The organism is Allobosea sp. P5_A5 (assembly GCF_056400625.1).
In genome coordinates, this window is the sequence record NZ_JBFUKY010000010.1 from 79,088 (window position 1) to 95,082 (window position 15,995).

Consider the following 15,995-nt stretch of genomic DNA (forward strand, 5'->3'; position numbering starts at 1 on the left):
CCGGTGAAATCCCGGGTGGCTCTTCCGGCCGCCGATCCGCCGGACAACGCAACAGGCCTTCATCGTCAATTGTCAGGTCGCACCGCGCGGTGGACTGATGGCGATGCCTTGCGAGATCACCATGCTCATCACCAACCTTCGGCGCGAATGGCTGACCAATCCGCCGCGCGAACTTCTCGCCGGCGCCGTCGCCACCTTCGCCCTTATTCCCGAGGTCATCGCCTTTTCCTTCGCCGCGGGCGTCGACCCGCAGGTCGGGCTCTACGGCTCCTTCGTTATCGGCATCGTCATCGCCTTCGCTGGCGGGCGCCCGGCCATGGTCTCGGCAGCTGCCGGATCGGTCGCGCTGGTGGCGGCGCCGCTCGTCGCATCGCACGGCCTGCCCTATCTTTTCGCCGCAGGCCTCCTTGCCGGCGCGCTCCAGATCGCCTTCGGGCTTCTACGGCTCGGCGTGCTGATGCGCTTCGTCTCGCAATCGGTCCGCACCGGCTTCGTCAACGCGCTGGCGATCCTGATCTTTGCTGCACAGACGCCGCATCTCCTCGGCGAAGGCTGGCACACCTACGCTCTCTTCGCGGTCGCGCTGGCGCTGATCTACGGCGTGCCGCGGCTGACCACAGCCATCCCATCGCCGCTGATCGCCATCGTCCTACTCACGGTCGCCGCGAGCCTGCTCCAGCTGCCAGTGAAAACGGTGGCCGATCTCGGCCGCTTGCCCGAGGCACTACCAGTCTTCGCTTGGCCGACCGTGCCGTTCACCTGGGAAACGCTGCGGATCATCGTCGGCCCGGCCGTCGCCATCGCCATGGTCGGCCTGCTCGAATCGCTGATGACCGCTACGGTGGTCGACGACCTGACAAACACGCCGAGTTCCAGGGACCGCGAATGCACGGGCCTGGGTCTCGCCAACATGGCGTCGAGCCTGTTCGGCGGCATCGCCGGCTGCGGGATGATCGGTCAGACCGTCAGCAATGTGAAATATGGCGGGCGCGGGCGGCTCTCGACGCTGTTCTCCTGTGCCTTCCTGCTGGTACTGATGGTTGCACTGAAGCCGTGGGTCTCGCAGGTGCCGGTCGTCGTGCTGGTTGCGATCATGGTGATGGTCTCGATCGACACCTTCAATTGGTCCTCGCTCAGGGCCGTCCTCGCGCATCCGCGCCTGTCGAGCACGGTGATGCTGGCGACGGTTGCGGTCACGGTGGCAAGCCAAAATCTCGCGCTCGGCGTTCTCGTCGGCGTGCTGCTCAGCGGCGTCTTCTTCACCGTAAAGGTCGCACGGCTGATGCATGTCGCCGCTGAGGGCGATGACACGACCGGCCCGCTGACCTACCGCGTCACCGGCCAAGTCTTCTTCGCCTCGGCCGATGCCTTTAGCGAGGCTTTCGAGCTCGATGCAGCGGGCGAGGCCGGCGTGCGCATCGACGTCACACAGGCGCATTTCTGGGACGTCACAGCAGTCGCCGCGCTCGACAAGATCGTCGGCCGCTACCGGGCGAACGGTATTCCTGTCGAGGTCGTGGGCATGACCCAGGCCACCGCGACGATCGTCGAGCGCCTCGCCGTTTACGACAAGGAACGACCAGAGCCCTCAAAACTCTGATACCGCGAGATCAGAACAGTCACTCGCGGTCGTTTTACATCGGTCGCGGCGCACGCTCTCGGGACAATACCTTGAGTCGGCTCACGCCAACGAAATGATGACGCGGCAGCACGCAACGCGCCGACTGCAGACATCGGCAGCCTTCCGACAAGCGGGCGCTTCGACGTGATCGTCTTCGTCGCCGGATTTCATCGGGGGCGACATGCCCACCTTCTGTGAGTTCGAACTCAGGCCCCAAAAATCCGCTTATCAGAGATAGGTTGGGTCTCGTTTGCCCCGATTGAGCACGCGCCCGATCAGCCGGGACAAATCGTCGACCGCATAGGGCTTCTGAAGCAGTTCGAAGCCGTGCCGGCCCTCTTCGGCCAGAACGTTGCTGTAGCCGGATGTGAGGATGACCGGCAGGTCCGGATAAAGTCGCCGGACATGGTGTCCGAGCTCGATGCCGCTCATTCCCGGCATCACCACGTCCGAGAACACCGCATCGAAGTTCGGCGACATGGCGAGTTGCTGCAGCGCTTCATCTCCGTTGACGGCCCAGATCGTCTCGTAACCGAGATCCACGAGGATTTGCGTCGAAAACCGTCCGACTTCGAGATTGTCCTCGACAACGAGAATGCGCTTCCCATGTCCCTGCTCAATCGGGTTGATGTTATGGGTTCCGGCGGCGGCTACGGCCGAAGGCTTTGCCTCGCTCGCGGGCAGGAACAGGGTGAAGGTCGTGCCGCGCGCCTCTTCACTGTCGACGGCGATATCGCCGCCTGACTGCTTCGCGAAGCCGAAAACCTGTGACAGTCCAAGGCCGGTTCCCTTGCCCACAGGCTTCGTCGTGAAGAAGGGTTCGAAAATGGATGGCATCTGGTCGGCCGAGATGCCGACGCCGGTATCCGTTAGCGAGACGGCGACGAACCGCCCTGCGGATGGAAATTGCCCGCGTATCACCGGCATCGTCGATGCAGTCTCGACGCGGATGATGAGCTGGCCTTCGCCGTCCATGGCGTCGCGCGCATTGACGGCCATATTGACGACGGCGGTCTCGAATTGCGCCACATCAGCCTTGACGAGGCATGCCTCGTTCGGCAGCTCCGTGATCACCCGGACGCGCCCGCCAACGACGGTCTGGAGCATGTCGTCGATCGCCCGCAACCGCTCCGCGACATCGAAGACCTCCGGCTTGAGCGATTGGCGCCGGGCGAAGGCCAGAAGCTGGCTGGTCAGTTTAGCGGCGCGGTCGACAGTTTCCGCGATGGCGCCGATATAGCGCTGTCGTCTCTCTTCGGTGATACCCGGCCGCTTCAACAAATCGGTCGACGATTTGATGATGGTCAGCAGGTTGTTGAAGTCATGCGCGACGCCGCCCGTCAGCTGGCCGACCGCCTCCATTTTCTGGGCATGGCGGAGTGCCTCCTGGGCACGCTCCAGCTCGGCATCGCGCGCCTTGTTCAGGCTGAGATCACGTCCGACCGCGACGAACTGATTGCCGCCCGGCTCAGGCGTCACCGTCCATTCGATCGGCCTCCATCCGCCGTCTCGCGTGGCGATACGGTTTTCGAACCGCGTTGGTCGGCCGAACTCGCCCATCCGCTGGATCGCCGCGATCGTCGGCGGCATGTCGTCGGGATGCATGAAGCTGGCATAAGGACGGGTGAGCAACTCCTCCTCGCTCCAGCCCAGCACACTCGTCCATGCCGGGCTAACCGCGCTCATCATGCCGCTGTAGTCGGCGCGGGCGAGCATGTCCTGCGAGAGATTCCACAGCCGGTCGCGTTCGGCGTTGAGCCGCCTCTCCTTGATCACGCGGTCGGTGGTTTCCCCCAGGATACAGATGACCCCGCCGGGGCGGCCGCTCTCGTCGAGCACAGGCGAATAGTCCAGATTCATCCAGACCTGTTCGGGCACGCCGTTCCGGTAGAGCGTCAGTTCCTGGTCCTGATAGGACAAGGTTCTGCCTGCAAGCCCGACCCGCATGACGTTGTCATTGAAATCGGCGACCTCGGGCCAGCCCTCCCTGACCTTGCTGCCCAAGAGCTGCGGATGGCGCCCGCCGGCGAATTCGGAATAAGCGTCGTTGTAGAGCATGATCCCGTCATGACCCCACAGCATCACGATAGGAACCGGCGAGCGCAGCAGCAGTGTCGTCGCCGTCCGCAAGCTCTGCGGCCATTGTTCGATGGGCCCGAGCGGCAACACGCTCCAGTCGCGGGCGGCGATCAGCCTGCCGGTTTCGCTGTCCGTCGGCAGGAAACCGAACGCCGTCGCGGGTATGGCTGGATACGGCAACGGAATCTCTCGAGCCCGACATCGCTAGAGGAATGGTGATGACCAGTCGTGCCTTGCGCTGCCGCGGATGGCAAGCCGCCGACCCTCGTACCACATCGTCACAAGGTCGAGTTTAGGGACGGGTTAGCGCCGATTGTGCTGAAAAAGTCGGGGCGGTCGGGAAGAGCTTCCGCTGGTCTACGTCGCACGTATGGCAGATCGGGCAGCACCGCTCGCATATTCGGCTCTGTCGCGGAACATCGCCGCGCGAACAGCGAGATGGTGAAGAAACATGCCGGGTCTCGCGTAGGCGGCTTCGCGTCAGTGCAGGTGCGCTCCTGCGCCTGAAGCGGGACCGGACCGCTTGCATCGGCCGTTTGCGCCGTCCTAAGATCGCGGCATTAAAATTGCTGTGACGCTGCCTGTACAGCTTTTCCAGCGCCTGGAACGAGGATCGCGGCATGGAGCGTCGGACGTTTCTGGGGGTTGCGGCCGGCGCCGCGGTCTCCGCGATGGCCAGGCCGGCACTCGCGCAGCGCGCCAGGGTGCTGAAATTCATCCCGGAATCTGATGTCGCCATCGTCGACCCGGTCTGGACGACGGCGACGGTCACGCGCAATCACGGCTACCTCGTTTTCGATACGCTCTACGGCCAGAACGCCAATTACGATTTCGAGCCCCAGATGGTCGCCGGTCATACCATCGAGGACGACGGCAAGACCTGGCGATTGACGCTGCGGGAAGGTCTGCGCTTCCATGACGGCGAACCGGTCCGGGCGCAGGATGTCGTGCCGAGCATCCGTCGCTTTTCCGCCCGCGATGCTTTTGGCCGCGCCCTGATGGACGCGACGGACGAGCTCTCGGTCGAATCCGACCGCGTCGTGAAGTTCCGGCTGAAGCGCCCCTTCCCGCTGCTGCCGGCCGCGCTCGGCAAGACCGGCACCTCGATGCCCTGCATCATGCCCGAGCGCTTCGCAGTCACCGACCCCAACAAGCAAGTCACCGAGATGATCGGCAGCGGGCCGTTTCGCTTCAAGGCCAACGAGCGCGTGCCGGGCGCGCTGACCGTCTATGAACGCTTCACCGGCTATGTTCCGCGCGCGAACGGCTCGGCGACCTTCACCGCTGGTCCGAAGCAGGTCCATTTCGACCGCATCGAATGGCACATTATTCCCGATCCGCAGACGGCTGCCAATGCGCTTGCCAATGGCGAGGTCGACTGGTGGCAGAATCCGACGCCCGACCTGCAAGGCACGCTTAAAGGCAACCCGAGCCTCAAACTGGAGGGGCTGGACCCGGCCGGTGGCATCGGCTGTCTGCGCTTCAACGCGCTGCATCCACCCTTCGACAATCCCGCGATCCGGCAGGCACTGCTTGGCGCCATCGACCAGAGCGAGTGCATGACGGCAGTCGCCGGCGACGAGCGCTCGCTCTGGAAGGATCATGTTGGCGTGTTCAGTCCGGACACGCCGATGGCCACGACCGCCGGGACCGAAGTGCTGGTCGGCAAGCGCGATTTCGCCGCCGTCAAACGCGCCTTGGAAGCGGCGGGTTACAAGGGCGAGCGCGTCGTGCTGCTCGACCCGACCGATTATCCCTCGACCCACGCACTCGCGGCGGTGGCGGCCGATGCCCTGCAAAAATCCGGCGTGAATGTCGATCTGGTCTCGACCGACTGGGGCACGGTCGTCCAGCGCCGCGCTAGCCGCCAGCCGGTCGACAAGGGCGGCTGGAGCATCTTCTTCACCTATCTGAACGGCACCAACAATTTCGATCCGGCGAGCCAGCTCGGCATCCGCGGCAATGGCGACCAGGCCTGGTTCGGCTGGCCGAAATCCCCGCGCCTCGAGGAACTCAGGCTCGACTGGTTCGCCGCCGGGGATCTCGCGACCCAGAAGGCCATCTGCGCCGAGATCCAGAAGCAGTTCTTCATCGACGTGCCCTATATCCCGCTCGGCGCCTACTATGAAAAGACAGCCTATCGCGGGATCAGCGGCATGCGGATCGGCTTCGCCCAATTCTACGACGTCAGGCCGCTGTGACACAGTCCAAGCTTCGGATCGCCGTTCTCCAGTTCGCGCATGAGACGGTGACGTTTCTCCCAAACGACACGACGCGGGAGGATTTCATCTATCCGGGCTCCCCGGCTTCCGGCGAAGACCTGCTTGCCACCGACCCGAAGGGCTATATGGGCGGTTTCGTGCAGGTTGCCCGCGAATTCGCGGATGTCGAGCTCGTCGGCATCACCTCCCCGCTCTGGCCACGCACCGGAACAGGCTCGGGCTGGATCACCGAGGATGCCTATCAGCATTTCATGGGCATCATGATCGCGGAGTTGAAGGCGCAGCCGCAATTCGACGGCGTCTATCTCGCGCTTCACGGTGCGCTCGCCGTGCGAGGCGTGCCACGGCCGGAGGCCGATATCGCCAGGCGCGTCCGCGAGGTCGTCGGCGACAAGGCCTTCATCACCGCAACCTTCGATCCGCATGGCAACGAGGACGAAGCCTTCCTCGCGCAGGCCGACATGGCCTTCTGCGTGAAGTATTTCCCGCATTACGACATGCATCTGCAGGGCGAGCGCGCGGCGCGCATGCTGGTCCGTGCGATCCGCGGCAGCTTCAAGCCGGTGCATCGCACCCTGCGCATCCCGATCATCGCGCCGACCGTGGTGATGTGGACCGGCGCCTCGCCCTGGTCCGATCTCATCCAGCGCGCACTGATCTGGGAGGCGCGCGAGCCCGACGTCTTCGTCAACGTCTTCTTCGGCTTCCCCTGGTCGGACGTGCCCGATGCCGGCATGTCGCTGCAGGTGCTGACCAATGACGACCCGGACCTCGCCGAGCGCGTCATCCGCGATATGGCGGACTGGATCTGGCGGCGGCGTCAGGCGCTGCTGGACACCGTCAGGATCTACAAGGCGAAGGAGGCGGTGGCGCTGGCCCACGAGGCTGTCGCAGAAGGCAAGGGTCCCGTCCTGCTTGCCGATTACAGCGACCGCTCGGGCTACGCCACCTGGTTGCTCCAAGAGATCGTCGCGCAGAAACTCGAACGCACGCTGATCGCGACGGTCGCCTCTCCTGAGACGGTGCGATCCGTGATCAAGTCCGGCGCGAAGCCGGGCGATGCGTTCGATGCAGAGCCGGAAATGGCGCTCCCTAGGGGAATCGAACCCCTGTTTTCGCCGTGAGAGGGCGACGTCCTAGACCGCTAGACGAAGGGAGCAGCGCCGGTCGAGGGCGCCTGTGTAGTCGTAGCCTCGGCGTGCCGCAACTGCTTTTTATGCCTTGGCGGAAGAATATCGGGCTATGGCACGGCTTGTGGAAGCTCGGTCCTCCGCCAGCACGGAGATCGGCATGAGCCCCCAAAAGGATGACGAAAGCTCTTGCCTGGGTTTCTGCGACCGCGGCAGGCGCGGGTGTGCGCTATAGAGCTTGTAGCCACGTTGCGCAGCTTGGGGTCGCGTTATCCGGTTTGGATAGATGGCTCGGCCCGTCAGGCGTTGCCCGCTCCGCTTGCCTGCATGCGGAAGAGCGCGGAAGATGGCTGCCTTGGAAGGATCGATCCAGACCGAGGGGAGGTCTGATCATATGGCGTGGGTCCAAGGGAGCGTTTTTGGTGTCCGCTGATCGGCCCGAGGAGCATGTCTGGGCGATGCGTCTGCCCGAGGGCACCGGGCATCGCGCATCGGCGGCACCGTGTGAGGAAGCCATCACGCCCCGCGCTTCCGTCTCTCGTCGGTTCGCGGTCTCGCTGCCGCACCTGGCGCATTATCCGGGCCGCATCGCGATCGGTGCCTTTCGCATGGCCATCGGCATCCTGTATCCGCCGGTCTGCGTCGCCTGCCGCGCCGCGACCGGAAATGCGCAGGCCCTGTGCGCGTCATGCTGGAGCGGCATCGGCTTTATCGAGCGCCCCTATTGCGAAAGGCTCGGCACGCCTTTCGAGGTCGATCTCGGGCCCGGGATGCTCTCCCCTGCCGCGATCGCCGATCCTCCCGTCTTCACGCGGGCTCGCGCCGTCTGCCGCTTCGACGGAGCCGCGCGCGAATTGGTGCACCGACTGAAATACGGCGATCGGTCCGAGCTCGCCTTGACGCTCGGCCGGATGATGCGTCAGTCCGGCCACGAACTGCTCGCCGACGCCGACCTGATCGTTCCCGTGCCGCTGCATCGCACCAGGCTGTGGAGCCGCCGCTTCAATCAGGCTGCTCTGCTCGCCCGCGTCGTAGGCGGTCTTGCAGGTTTGCCGCACGCGGCAACTGCCCTTGCACGCGTCAAGCGCACGCGCCAGCAGGTCGGGCTGACGAGGGCCCAGCGTGCCGACAACCTGCAAGGCGCCTTCCGCGTCCTGCCTCAGGCCCGCGCACAGGTGGAAGGCCGCCGCATTCTCCTCGTCGACGACGTCCTCACCACCGGATCGACGGTGAACGCCGCCTCGCGCGCATTGCTGCGGGCGGGCGCGACAGCCGTCGACGTGCTCACTTTCGCGCGGGTCGTGACGGATCGATGAGGAGGCACTACATGAGCAAGAGCCACACTGCGAGCCAAGGCCCCGCCATGCCCCCGGTCACGATCTACACCACCTCCTGGTGCCCCTATTGCCGCTCCGCCAAAACGCTGCTGAGCAAGAAGGGCGTGGCCTTCACGGAGATCGACGTGGAGGGCGGCCAGGCGCTGCGACAGGAGATGACGACGCGTGCGGGCGGGCGCACCTCGGTGCCGCAGATCTTCATCGGCGAGCGCCATGTCGGCGGCTCGGACGACCTCCACGCTCTGGAGTCCCGCGGCGAGCTCGACAAGCTGCTGGCCGCCTGACCTCCCGCGCAACCTCCCGCGCACTGCGGGCCTCCCGGAGCGGCTCCGGCCCGTCCGCGAGCCGTGGTTCCCGTTGTTCGATCGAAACGGCATGATCCGCTACAACCTCGTCTGCGACCACGCCCACGAATTCGAAAGCTGGTTTGCCACCTCCTCGAGCTTCGAGGAGCAGGCGCAGCGCGGCTTCGTCACTTGCCCGGTCTGCAGCAGCGCCAAGGTCGCGCGCGCCATCATGGCGCCGAACGTCGCCCGCACGGATCTGGGCGAGAAGCCATCGGCAGCTTCTGCATCGCAAGAACAGGCGCCTGCTGCCGGAGCCGCGCCTGGCCCCGCTCTGCTCATCGGCGAACAGGAAGCGGCCTTGCGCTCGATGGTGCGGGAGCTGCATCGGCAGGTGCGCGAAAAAGCCGAACATGTCGGAGAGCGCTTCGCCGAGGAGGCCCTGAAGATCCACCATGGCGAAACCGACCAGCGGCCAATCTATGGAAGCGCCTCCCTGGAGGACGCGCGAATGCTGCATGATGAGGGCGTCGAATTCATGCCCCTGCCGCGCCTGCCCGACTCAGGGCACTGAGCGGGCAGACGCCGTCTGACCCTGAGCCGCCTGCTATCGAGCTATCCGGCGCTCTCCCGAGATGACGGGCAAGAAATGTTTTCGCGCTCCGCAAAAAGAAAATTGGGCTCGGAACAATCCAGCCATTATCTCGTTCGATCAGAATGTTAGCCGAAGCTGGGATGCGCTGCGGACGTCGCGCGCGCCATGTTCGTGCTCATGCCCCCTTTCTCCCCCGATTAACTTTCTGTTAAGGAATTCGCGGTTCCTTGCCGGAGATCGCTTGCGTTGCCTCTTTGGGCCGCCTGCAGATCCCTACAACTTGGAGGTTGCCGCATGAAGCGGACCGCGATCGCTGCTCCCCGTCTCCGCTTCGTTGGAGGTGTCCGCAAGGGCAGTCGTTCGATCCCGCTTCTGATGGTGCTGCTGGCGCCGGCTCTGGGCGCGTGCAGCATGGCGACCGTCGAGACGGCCTCCACGGCCGTGCCCCCCGGGGTCAAGGAGCCGGGTGCTGCCCGCAAGCGCGCCGTCGCGCTCGCCAAGGCTGATCCGCGCGAAAAAGAGTGCCTCGTCCGCGCGATGTATTTCGAGGCCAACCGTTCAAGCGATGCCGGTCTTCTCGGCGTCGGCACCGTGGTGATGAACCGGGTCGAATCGCAGCGCTATCCGGAGACCATCTGCGGTGTCGTCGGCGCCCCGCGCCAGTTCGCCTCAGGCGTCATGACGCGCCCGATGACGGAAAGAGGGCTGACCAGGATCGAGGCCCTCGCCGACGATATCCTCAACGGCAAGCGCAATGCGCAGGTCGGAGAGGCCAAGCATTTCCACACCGCCGGGCTGCGCTTCGGCTACGCCAACATGCATTATGTCACGGTGGCGGGAGGCAACGCCTTCTACATCAAGGGCGAGCGTTCCGAGCGCCGCCGCTACGAGATGCCGAACTACCAGGTCGCGTCGCTGTCCACCTCGGAGCCGGTCGCCACGACCGCGTCTCTCGGCACGACCTCCTTCGCTTCCGCCCCGCTTGCCTTTGCGCCGACGCCGGTCGCCTATGAGACCGCCTCGCCCGTGCTTGACGCGCCGGCGATCAAGCTCGTCAGGAGCGCTCCGCTTCCGCCCGACAGGCCGCTCGATCTCGACCTGCCGAAGAAGACCGCCCGCGCCTTCCTCGCCCCGCCGAAGACGGATCTGCGTATCGCGGCGCTGCTGCCGCCGCCGCGCGATCTGCGTGGCACCATCCCGCTGGATTGAGCGGCTAAGGCGCGGAGAACACCGCCCGCGCCTGCGTTCCCCTACTCGCAGAAACCTGAGACCTCCGCCTAACGTCGAGGGCGACAGCTACGTCGCGCTTCCCTTATCCTTGCCGCAGTGCAACATTTCGATGGCACTGCGGACGGGGAAACGTGATGAGCGCGACGGAGCGGAGCGGCGAGCCGGCGACGGAGCGCGAACGGCCCTGGATCTTCCGCACCTATGCGGGCCATTCCGACGCGACCGAATCCAACAAGCTCTATCGCGGTAACCTTGCCAAGGGGCAGACAGGGTTGTCCGTCGCCTTCGATCTGCCGACGCAGACCGGCTACGACCCTGATCATGTTCTGGCGCGCGGCGAGGTCGGCAAGGTCGGGGTGCCGATCAGCCATCTCGGCGATATGCGAGCGCTGTTCGACCAGATTCCGCTGGCGCAGATGAACACGTCGATGACGATCAACGCGACGGCGGCCTGGCTGCTCGCGCTCTACATCGCCGTCGCCGACGAGCAGGGCGCCGACCGCAAGCTGCTGCAAGGCACGACGCAGAACGATCTCGTCAAGGAATATCTCTCGCGCGGCACCTATGTCTTCCCGCCGCGACCGTCGATGCAGCTCACCACCGACATCGTCGTCTTCACGGCTTCGGAATTACCGAAGTGGAACCCGACCAATGTCTGCTCCTACCATCTGCAGGAGGCCGGAGCCTCGCCGGTGCAGGAGCTCTCCTTCGCGCTGGCGACTGCGATCGCGCTGCTGGACTCGATCCGCGCCCGGCCGGAGGTCAGCGCCGCCGACTTCCCGGGGATCGTCGGGCGCATCTCCTTTTTCGTGAATGCCGGGATGCGCTTCGTCACCGAACTCAGCAAGATGCGCGCCTTCGTCGATCTCTGGGACGAGATCACGCGCGACCGCTACGGCGTGAGCGAGGAGCAGCACCGCCGCTTCCGCTATGGCGTCCAGGTGAACTCGCTGGGGCTGACCGAGCAGCAAGCCGAGAACAACGTCTACCGCATCCTGATCGAAATGCTGGCTGTTACGCTCTCCAAAAAAGCGCGCGCCCGTGCCGTGCAGCTTCCGGCCTGGAATGAGGCGCTGGGCCTGCCCCGGCCGTTCGACCAGCAATGGTCGCTGAGAATGCAGCAGGTGCTCGCCTATGAGACCGACCTGCTCGAATATGCTGATATCTTCGACGGCTCGACCGTGATCGACGCCAAGGTCGCGGAACTGACGGCAGCCGCGCTGGCGGAACTGGCGAGGATCGACGCGATGGGCGGGGCGCTTGCCGCCGTCGAGAGCGGCTACATGAAGCAGGCCCTGGTCGAGAACGGCGCCCGGCGAATCGAGGCGATCGAGCGCGGCGAGCAGATCGTCGTCGGCGTCAATAAATTCACCACCAGCGAGCCCTCGCCGCTTTCGGCCGGCGACAGCGCCGTCGTGACCGTGCCGGATTCGGTCGAGATCGAGGCGATCGCGCGGCTCAAGGCCTGGCGGGCCCAACGCGATGCCGTCGCAGTGGAGACGGCACTCGGGGAGCTTGAAACCAGCGCCCGCGAGGGCCGCAACATCATGCCGGCCTCGATCGCCTGCGCGAAGGCCGGTGTCACAACCGGGGAATGGGCGCAGGTGCTGCGCGAGATTTTCGGCGAATACCGCGCCCCGACCGGGGTCGACACGACGAAGCTGGGAGACGCGACCGGGCTCGCCACAGCGAAGGCCGCCGTCGAGATGGCGACGCAGCGGCTCGGCCGCCCGCCCCGCTTCCTCGTCGGCAAACCCGGCCTCGACGGCCACTCGAACGGCGCCGAACAGATCGCGGTGCGCGCCCGCGATGCGGGGATGAGCGTGAGCTATGGCGGCATCCGCCAGACGCCCGACGAAATCGTCAGTCAGGCCAGGGAAACGCAAGCCGACATCATCGGCCTGTCGATCCTGTCGGGCTCGCATCTGCCGCTGGTGCGGGACGTGACGGCGAGGCTGCGCGTCGCCGGCATGAATGTGCCCGTGGTCGTCGGCGGCATCATCCCGCCCGACGACGAGAACGCGCTGCGCAACATGGGTGTGGCGCGGGTCTATACGCCCAAGGACTTCGCGCTGGACGGCATCATCGCCGATGTCGCGGGGCTGGCGGGGAAGAAATAGGAATTACAGCTAACTGGGTTCGACAACCGCAACAGAACCCCTCTCCTGTAAGGAGAGGGGCAGGGGTGAGGTGTCGGCCAATGGACCAGCTTCCTACGCCATTCCCGCAGCAGCGGCAGGGTTCAACCAAAACGTCCAACGGGGCCTAACCCTGCCCTCTCCCTCCGGGAGAGGGTTCCAGCACTGTCCAAGCCCTATCGAACTGCGGGCGAACCCTATTCGCCATGCCCTCGCCCGTACCCGTTCCGCGCCGGCGGCTCCCATCTCGCCAGCAGGTCCGGCCGCGTCGCGAATATCTCGACCTTGAGAGGATGGCACATCGCCGCATCGCTCGAATGCGTCGCGCCGCAATCGCCGCCGGGGCAAGCCGAGAGCGCGCCGAGAAGGTCGATCTCGGCGAACAGCTCGAGATAATCGCCGGGCCGCACCGGGCTCGCCTTCATGAAGTACTGGTGCGTGTCGCGGGTGAAACCTGTGCACATGAAGACGTTCAGCACGTCGTGAACATGGTGCTCGACCTCGCGTGCCGGCTGGCCGGTCGCAGTGCCCAAGGCGCGCGACAGGTTCGAATGGCAGCAATGATGGTAGTCGCCGCCATTGAGCAGCCGATGCGTATACGGGTCGCAGCGCGTGCCGATGACGTCATGAACGCCGCCGCCATCGGCATCCCAACCATACCAGCCGAGCGTGTCGTGAGTGATGGTCGCCATCGGCCTGAGCGCCGGCAGGCTGCTCCAGAGCCGGTCGCCGGCCGTCAGATGCGTCGCGTGCAGCGCCCGCGTCTTGCCGCTGAAGAAGCGCTCGGAGAGGTCGGCGGCGTTCCAGAGATTGAGGTCGCCGACCTGCGGCCCCTCGATGCTGACCACGCGGAAGAAATGCCCTTTAGGCACCCGAAAGCTGCCGCCCTCGCGTGGCGGCACGATGATCTCGTCGATCTTGCTCAGCCCCTCGCGGGCTCGCGCCAGCATCGCCATGTCGGCGCCGGGCAGGCTGCCGTTGGGATAGACGATGACCGCAGGCTTGGCACGACGTTGATCGGCATCCGGCGGTGCCTGAATCGTCTCGGTTCCCATCTCGCCTCCAGCTGCTGTGCCGGACGAGAGATTGAGTCCGGACGATCAGACCATACCGACGCTCTTGAGCTGCTGATAGGCCTTCAGGATCTCCTGAAGCGTGCCTTCGCGCGAGCGGTCGCCGCCATTGGCGTCCGGGTGGAACCGCTTCACCAGCTCCTTGTAGCGGGCCTTGATCGCGGGAGAATCGGCGGTGTCGTCGAGCCCCAGCGTGGTCAGCGCCTTCATGGCGACGACGCCGACCCGCGGCTCCGGCTTCGCAGCCTGCTGCGCCCGTTGCGCGCCGAACAGGTTGAAGGCGTCGTGCATGTCGGCGGCAGCCTCGCCGCTCTTCCCGCGTCCGCGCTTCGAGGTGCGCCCGGCCTGAGAATTGACCCCGAGCTTCCAGGTCGGCCGATGGCCGATCTCCTCCTGCTTCTGGTAGGCGGCGAGCGCGTCGTCATCCATGCCGTTGAAGTAGTTGTAGGTCGCGTTGTAGGCCTTCACGTGCTCCATGCAGAAGCGGAAGAACTGGCCCTCGCGGCCCCGCCCCTTGGGCGCGCGGAATTCTCCGGCGCGGCGGCAGCCGGGATGGTCGCAGTGCACATCGTTTTCGATGACGGCTTCCGGCTCGGAAGCGCCGATCCTGATGCGATCGAAGAAGCGCGAGTTGATGTTCATCGTTGATTGGTTATGAGACTCGGACGGCGGGCCGGCAAGTGCGTCACGAAGCGCGCCTGTCGGACCTGAGGAAAGATCATCGCAACGGTGGCGCGATCATGACCACGATGGCAGAACGGATGACCCGCAAGCTCGAAGCGGCTTTCACGCCACAGCGGCTGACGGTGATCGACGAATCACACCAGCATCACGGCCATGGTGGCTGGCGCGAGGGCGGGGAGACTCACTTCCGCGTCGATATCGTCTCTCAAGCCTTCGCTGGCAAGAGCCGTCTGGAACGCCACCGTCTCGTCAACGCCACCTTGGCCGCCGAGCTGGCCGAGCGTGTCCACGCTTTGGCCATCGCGGCAAAGGCGCCAGGCGAGGCCTGACGACGGTCAGACCGAGGCCGGTAAGGCATCTCGCGGTTCCGCCGAAGAGGCCAGATAGACGGCAAGCGTCGCAGCGAGCGCCAGGCCCAGGAACACGAACAGCCAGCCGAAGCTCGTCGGCGGATCGTAACCTTGCGTTCCGAGCGCATGGACCAGCCGCCCCGATGTCCACTGCATCACGCCGGCCCCGCCCATGAAGACGAAGTTCATGAAGGTGACGCCTCGCCCGATCTCGAGGGGCGACATGAAAGCGCGCGCATGCGCCATCACGACGGCATAGGTGACACCGAACAGGCCGATGACGAGAAACAGTGCGACCGCGAGCGCTGCCGAACCTCGCCCCCACCCCGCCAGCGCGAAAAAGGCACAGACCACGGCAAGCGCGCACCCGCCGACCGTGGCCTTGGCGCCGATCCGCCGATAGAGCGGCAGCATCAGCAGGGCTCCCACGCCGATGATGCCGCCCATCGCCATCGCGGCATAGCTCGTCGCGGCGAGATCGAAGCCATGGACCTTTTGCAGATAGGGAGCGATCCACAGGCCGCGCATCGAGATCGTCACGCCATAGCTGACGAAGGTGATCGGAAAGATCGTCCAGAGCGCCCGCTTGGTGGCGATCTGGCGGATCCCGCCCCAGAGCGACGTATGGGCTTGCGCCGGCCCAGGCAGCGGCGGCGGGTCCTTCAGGAGCAGGACGACCAGCAGCGCCGTCAGTGCCACGATCGCGGCAAGGCCGAAGACGGTGGGGCGCCAGCCATAGGCGGCGAGGAAATAAGCCAGAGGCGCCCCGCTCAGCGGATCTCCGATCGAGCCGAACCCGATCAGCAGCGATGACATCGTCGCGAAATGATGCGCCGAATAGAGCCGCGCGGCGAGATAGAAGCCCGCCATCAGAATGGGGGCGCAACCGACGCCGATCAGCGCCAGCGCCGTCAGGGCGGTGATATAGCCCTGCGACAGCCCGAAGAGGACCGTGCCCGCGATCGCGAACAGCAGGAAGCCCGCCAAAGTCCGTCGCGGTCCGATCCGGTCGAGCGCGTAGCCAACCGGGAATTGCGACAGCGCGAAGGCGATCAGCCAAGCGGCCTGCAGGCTGCCGAGCTGTCCCTGATCAAGGCCGAGGTCACGCGTCAGGTCGGCGGAGATGACCGCGAGGAAGGCCCGGAAGAACTGGCTCAGCATATAGGCCAGCAGCAGGACGAGGAAGCTTGTCACGTCCGGCCGTGGACCCCAGCGGAGCCAAGCCGCCCTGCGCTAGGCACCCGCACGCCCC

13 protein-coding genes, 1 tRNA gene and 1 other annotated feature (1 of these 15 cut by a window edge) are annotated in these 15,995 nt (G+C 65.4%); of the genes, 9 read left to right on the forward strand and 5 right to left on the reverse strand.

Annotated elements, in window-relative coordinates:
- Positions 1-49: a sequence feature (sul1 is cis-regulatory element that is thought to sense ions involved in sulfur or methionine metabolism; They are found in Alphaproteobacteria), on the forward strand; it begins 7 nt to the left of the window's first position.
- A gap of 72 nt (positions 50-121) precedes the next feature.
- Positions 122-1,600 carry a SulP family inorganic anion transporter gene (locus AC1DR6_RS18405; RefSeq protein WP_476830713.1) on the forward strand — a complete coding sequence of 493 codons (1,479 nt, stop codon included), beginning with the start codon at positions 122-124 and terminating at the stop codon, positions 1,598-1,600.
- A gap of 249 nt (positions 1,601-1,849) precedes the next feature.
- Here the strand turns inward: AC1DR6_RS18405 and AC1DR6_RS18410 are convergent, their stop codons facing one another.
- Positions 1,850-3,880, reverse strand: a complete 2,031-nt coding sequence (locus AC1DR6_RS18410) for a hybrid sensor histidine kinase/response regulator (RefSeq protein ID WP_476830714.1) — start codon at positions 3,878-3,880, stop codon at positions 1,850-1,852.
- A gap of 440 nt (positions 3,881-4,320) precedes the next feature.
- On the opposite strand from AC1DR6_RS18410, the gene AC1DR6_RS18415 reads away from it, so the two are divergent.
- Together AC1DR6_RS18415 and AC1DR6_RS18420 are read left to right on the forward strand one after the other, a co-directional pair.
- Positions 4,321-5,901 carry an ABC transporter substrate-binding protein gene (locus AC1DR6_RS18415; protein WP_476830715.1) on the forward strand — a complete coding sequence of 527 codons (1,581 nt, stop codon included), beginning with the start codon at positions 4,321-4,323 and terminating at the stop codon, positions 5,899-5,901.
- A gap of 47 nt (positions 5,902-5,948) precedes the next feature.
- A complete protein-coding gene (locus AC1DR6_RS18420) occupies positions 5,949-7,046 on the forward strand; it encodes a M81 family metallopeptidase (protein WP_476830803.1) in 1,098 nt (365 codons plus the stop codon).
- On the opposite strand, the gene AC1DR6_RS18425 is transcribed toward AC1DR6_RS18420, so the two are convergent.
- Positions 7,006-7,081, reverse strand: a tRNA-Glu gene (locus AC1DR6_RS18425). The two genes, AC1DR6_RS18420 and AC1DR6_RS18425, sit on opposite strands and share 41 nt — an antisense overlap.
- A 579-nt stretch (positions 7,082-7,660) precedes the next feature.
- Here AC1DR6_RS18425 and AC1DR6_RS18430 point away from each other — a divergent pair.
- From AC1DR6_RS18430 to AC1DR6_RS18450, 5 genes are all read left to right on the forward strand, one after another.
- Entirely contained in the window at positions 7,661-8,368 is a 708-nt protein-coding gene (locus AC1DR6_RS18430) for a ComF family protein (protein ID WP_476830804.1), read from the forward strand.
- A 47-nt stretch (positions 8,369-8,415) separates the two neighbouring features.
- Positions 8,416-8,673, forward strand: a complete 258-nt coding sequence (grxC, locus tag AC1DR6_RS18435) for a glutaredoxin 3 (RefSeq protein ID WP_476830805.1) — start codon at positions 8,416-8,418, stop codon at positions 8,671-8,673.
- Between the two features lie 91 nt (positions 8,674-8,764).
- The gene (locus AC1DR6_RS18440) at positions 8,765-9,247 is read left to right on the forward strand and encodes a DUF1178 family protein (protein ID WP_476830716.1); all 483 of its coding nucleotides are present in this window, start codon (positions 8,765-8,767) and stop codon (positions 9,245-9,247) included.
- Positions 9,248-9,562: 315 nt separating this feature from the next.
- Entirely contained in the window at positions 9,563-10,477 is a 915-nt protein-coding gene (locus AC1DR6_RS18445) for a cell wall hydrolase (RefSeq protein WP_476830717.1), read from the forward strand.
- 155 nt (positions 10,478-10,632) lie between these two features.
- Positions 10,633-12,618 carry a methylmalonyl-CoA mutase family protein gene (locus AC1DR6_RS18450; protein WP_476830718.1) on the forward strand — a complete coding sequence of 662 codons (1,986 nt, stop codon included), beginning with the start codon at positions 10,633-10,635 and terminating at the stop codon, positions 12,616-12,618.
- 215 nt (positions 12,619-12,833) lie between these two features.
- On the opposite strand, the gene AC1DR6_RS18455 is transcribed toward AC1DR6_RS18450, so the two are convergent.
- Complete coding sequence (locus AC1DR6_RS18455) at positions 12,834-13,691, reverse strand: urea carboxylase-associated family protein (RefSeq protein ID WP_476830719.1); 858 nt, start codon at positions 13,689-13,691, stop codon at positions 12,834-12,836.
- Between the two features lie 45 nt (positions 13,692-13,736).
- Positions 13,737-14,351 carry a J domain-containing protein gene (locus tag AC1DR6_RS18460; protein WP_476830720.1) on the reverse strand — a complete coding sequence of 205 codons (615 nt, stop codon included), beginning with the start codon at positions 14,349-14,351 and terminating at the stop codon, positions 13,737-13,739.
- 98 nt (positions 14,352-14,449) lie between these two features.
- Here AC1DR6_RS18460 and AC1DR6_RS18465 point away from each other — a divergent pair, with 98 nt between their 5' ends.
- Positions 14,450-14,722 (forward strand): BolA family protein, encoded by a 273-nt coding sequence (locus AC1DR6_RS18465; protein WP_476830721.1) that lies wholly within the window; start codon positions 14,450-14,452, stop codon positions 14,720-14,722.
- Between the two features lie 6 nt (positions 14,723-14,728).
- Here AC1DR6_RS18465 and AC1DR6_RS18470 read toward each other — a convergent pair whose 3' ends face one another.
- The gene (locus tag AC1DR6_RS18470; protein WP_476830722.1) at positions 14,729-15,937 is read right to left on the reverse strand and encodes an MFS transporter; all 1,209 of its coding nucleotides are present in this window, start codon (positions 15,935-15,937) and stop codon (positions 14,729-14,731) included.
- Between the last annotated feature and the right edge of the window lie 58 nt (positions 15,938-15,995).

Bases quoted from the DNA above. Each gene is read 5' to 3' on its own strand.
- AC1DR6_RS18405 (WP_476830713.1), top strand. From the start codon at position 122: ATGCTCATCACCAACCTTCGGCGCGAATGGCTGACCAATCCGCCGCGC.
- AC1DR6_RS18415 (WP_476830715.1), top strand. From the start codon at position 4,321: ATGGAGCGTCGGACGTTTCTGGGGGTTGCGGCCGGCGCCGCGGTCTCC.
- AC1DR6_RS18430 (WP_476830804.1), top strand. From the start codon at position 7,661: ATGGCCATCGGCATCCTGTATCCGCCGGTCTGCGTCGCCTGCCGCGCC.
- grxC (WP_476830805.1), top strand. From the start codon at position 8,416: ATGCCCCCGGTCACGATCTACACCACCTCCTGGTGCCCCTATTGCCGC.
- AC1DR6_RS18440 (WP_476830716.1), top strand. From the start codon at position 8,765: ATGATCCGCTACAACCTCGTCTGCGACCACGCCCACGAATTCGAAAGC.
- AC1DR6_RS18445 (WP_476830717.1), top strand. From the start codon at position 9,563: ATGAAGCGGACCGCGATCGCTGCTCCCCGTCTCCGCTTCGTTGGAGGT.
- AC1DR6_RS18450 (WP_476830718.1), top strand. From the start codon at position 10,633: ATGAGCGCGACGGAGCGGAGCGGCGAGCCGGCGACGGAGCGCGAACGG.
- AC1DR6_RS18455 (WP_476830719.1), bottom strand. From the start codon at position 13,691: ATGGGAACCGAGACGATTCAGGCACCGCCGGATGCCGATCAACGTCGT.
- AC1DR6_RS18460 (WP_476830720.1), bottom strand. From the start codon at position 14,351: ATGAACATCAACTCGCGCTTCTTCGATCGCATCAGGATCGGCGCTTCC.
- AC1DR6_RS18465 (WP_476830721.1), top strand. From the start codon at position 14,450: ATGACCACGATGGCAGAACGGATGACCCGCAAGCTCGAAGCGGCTTTC.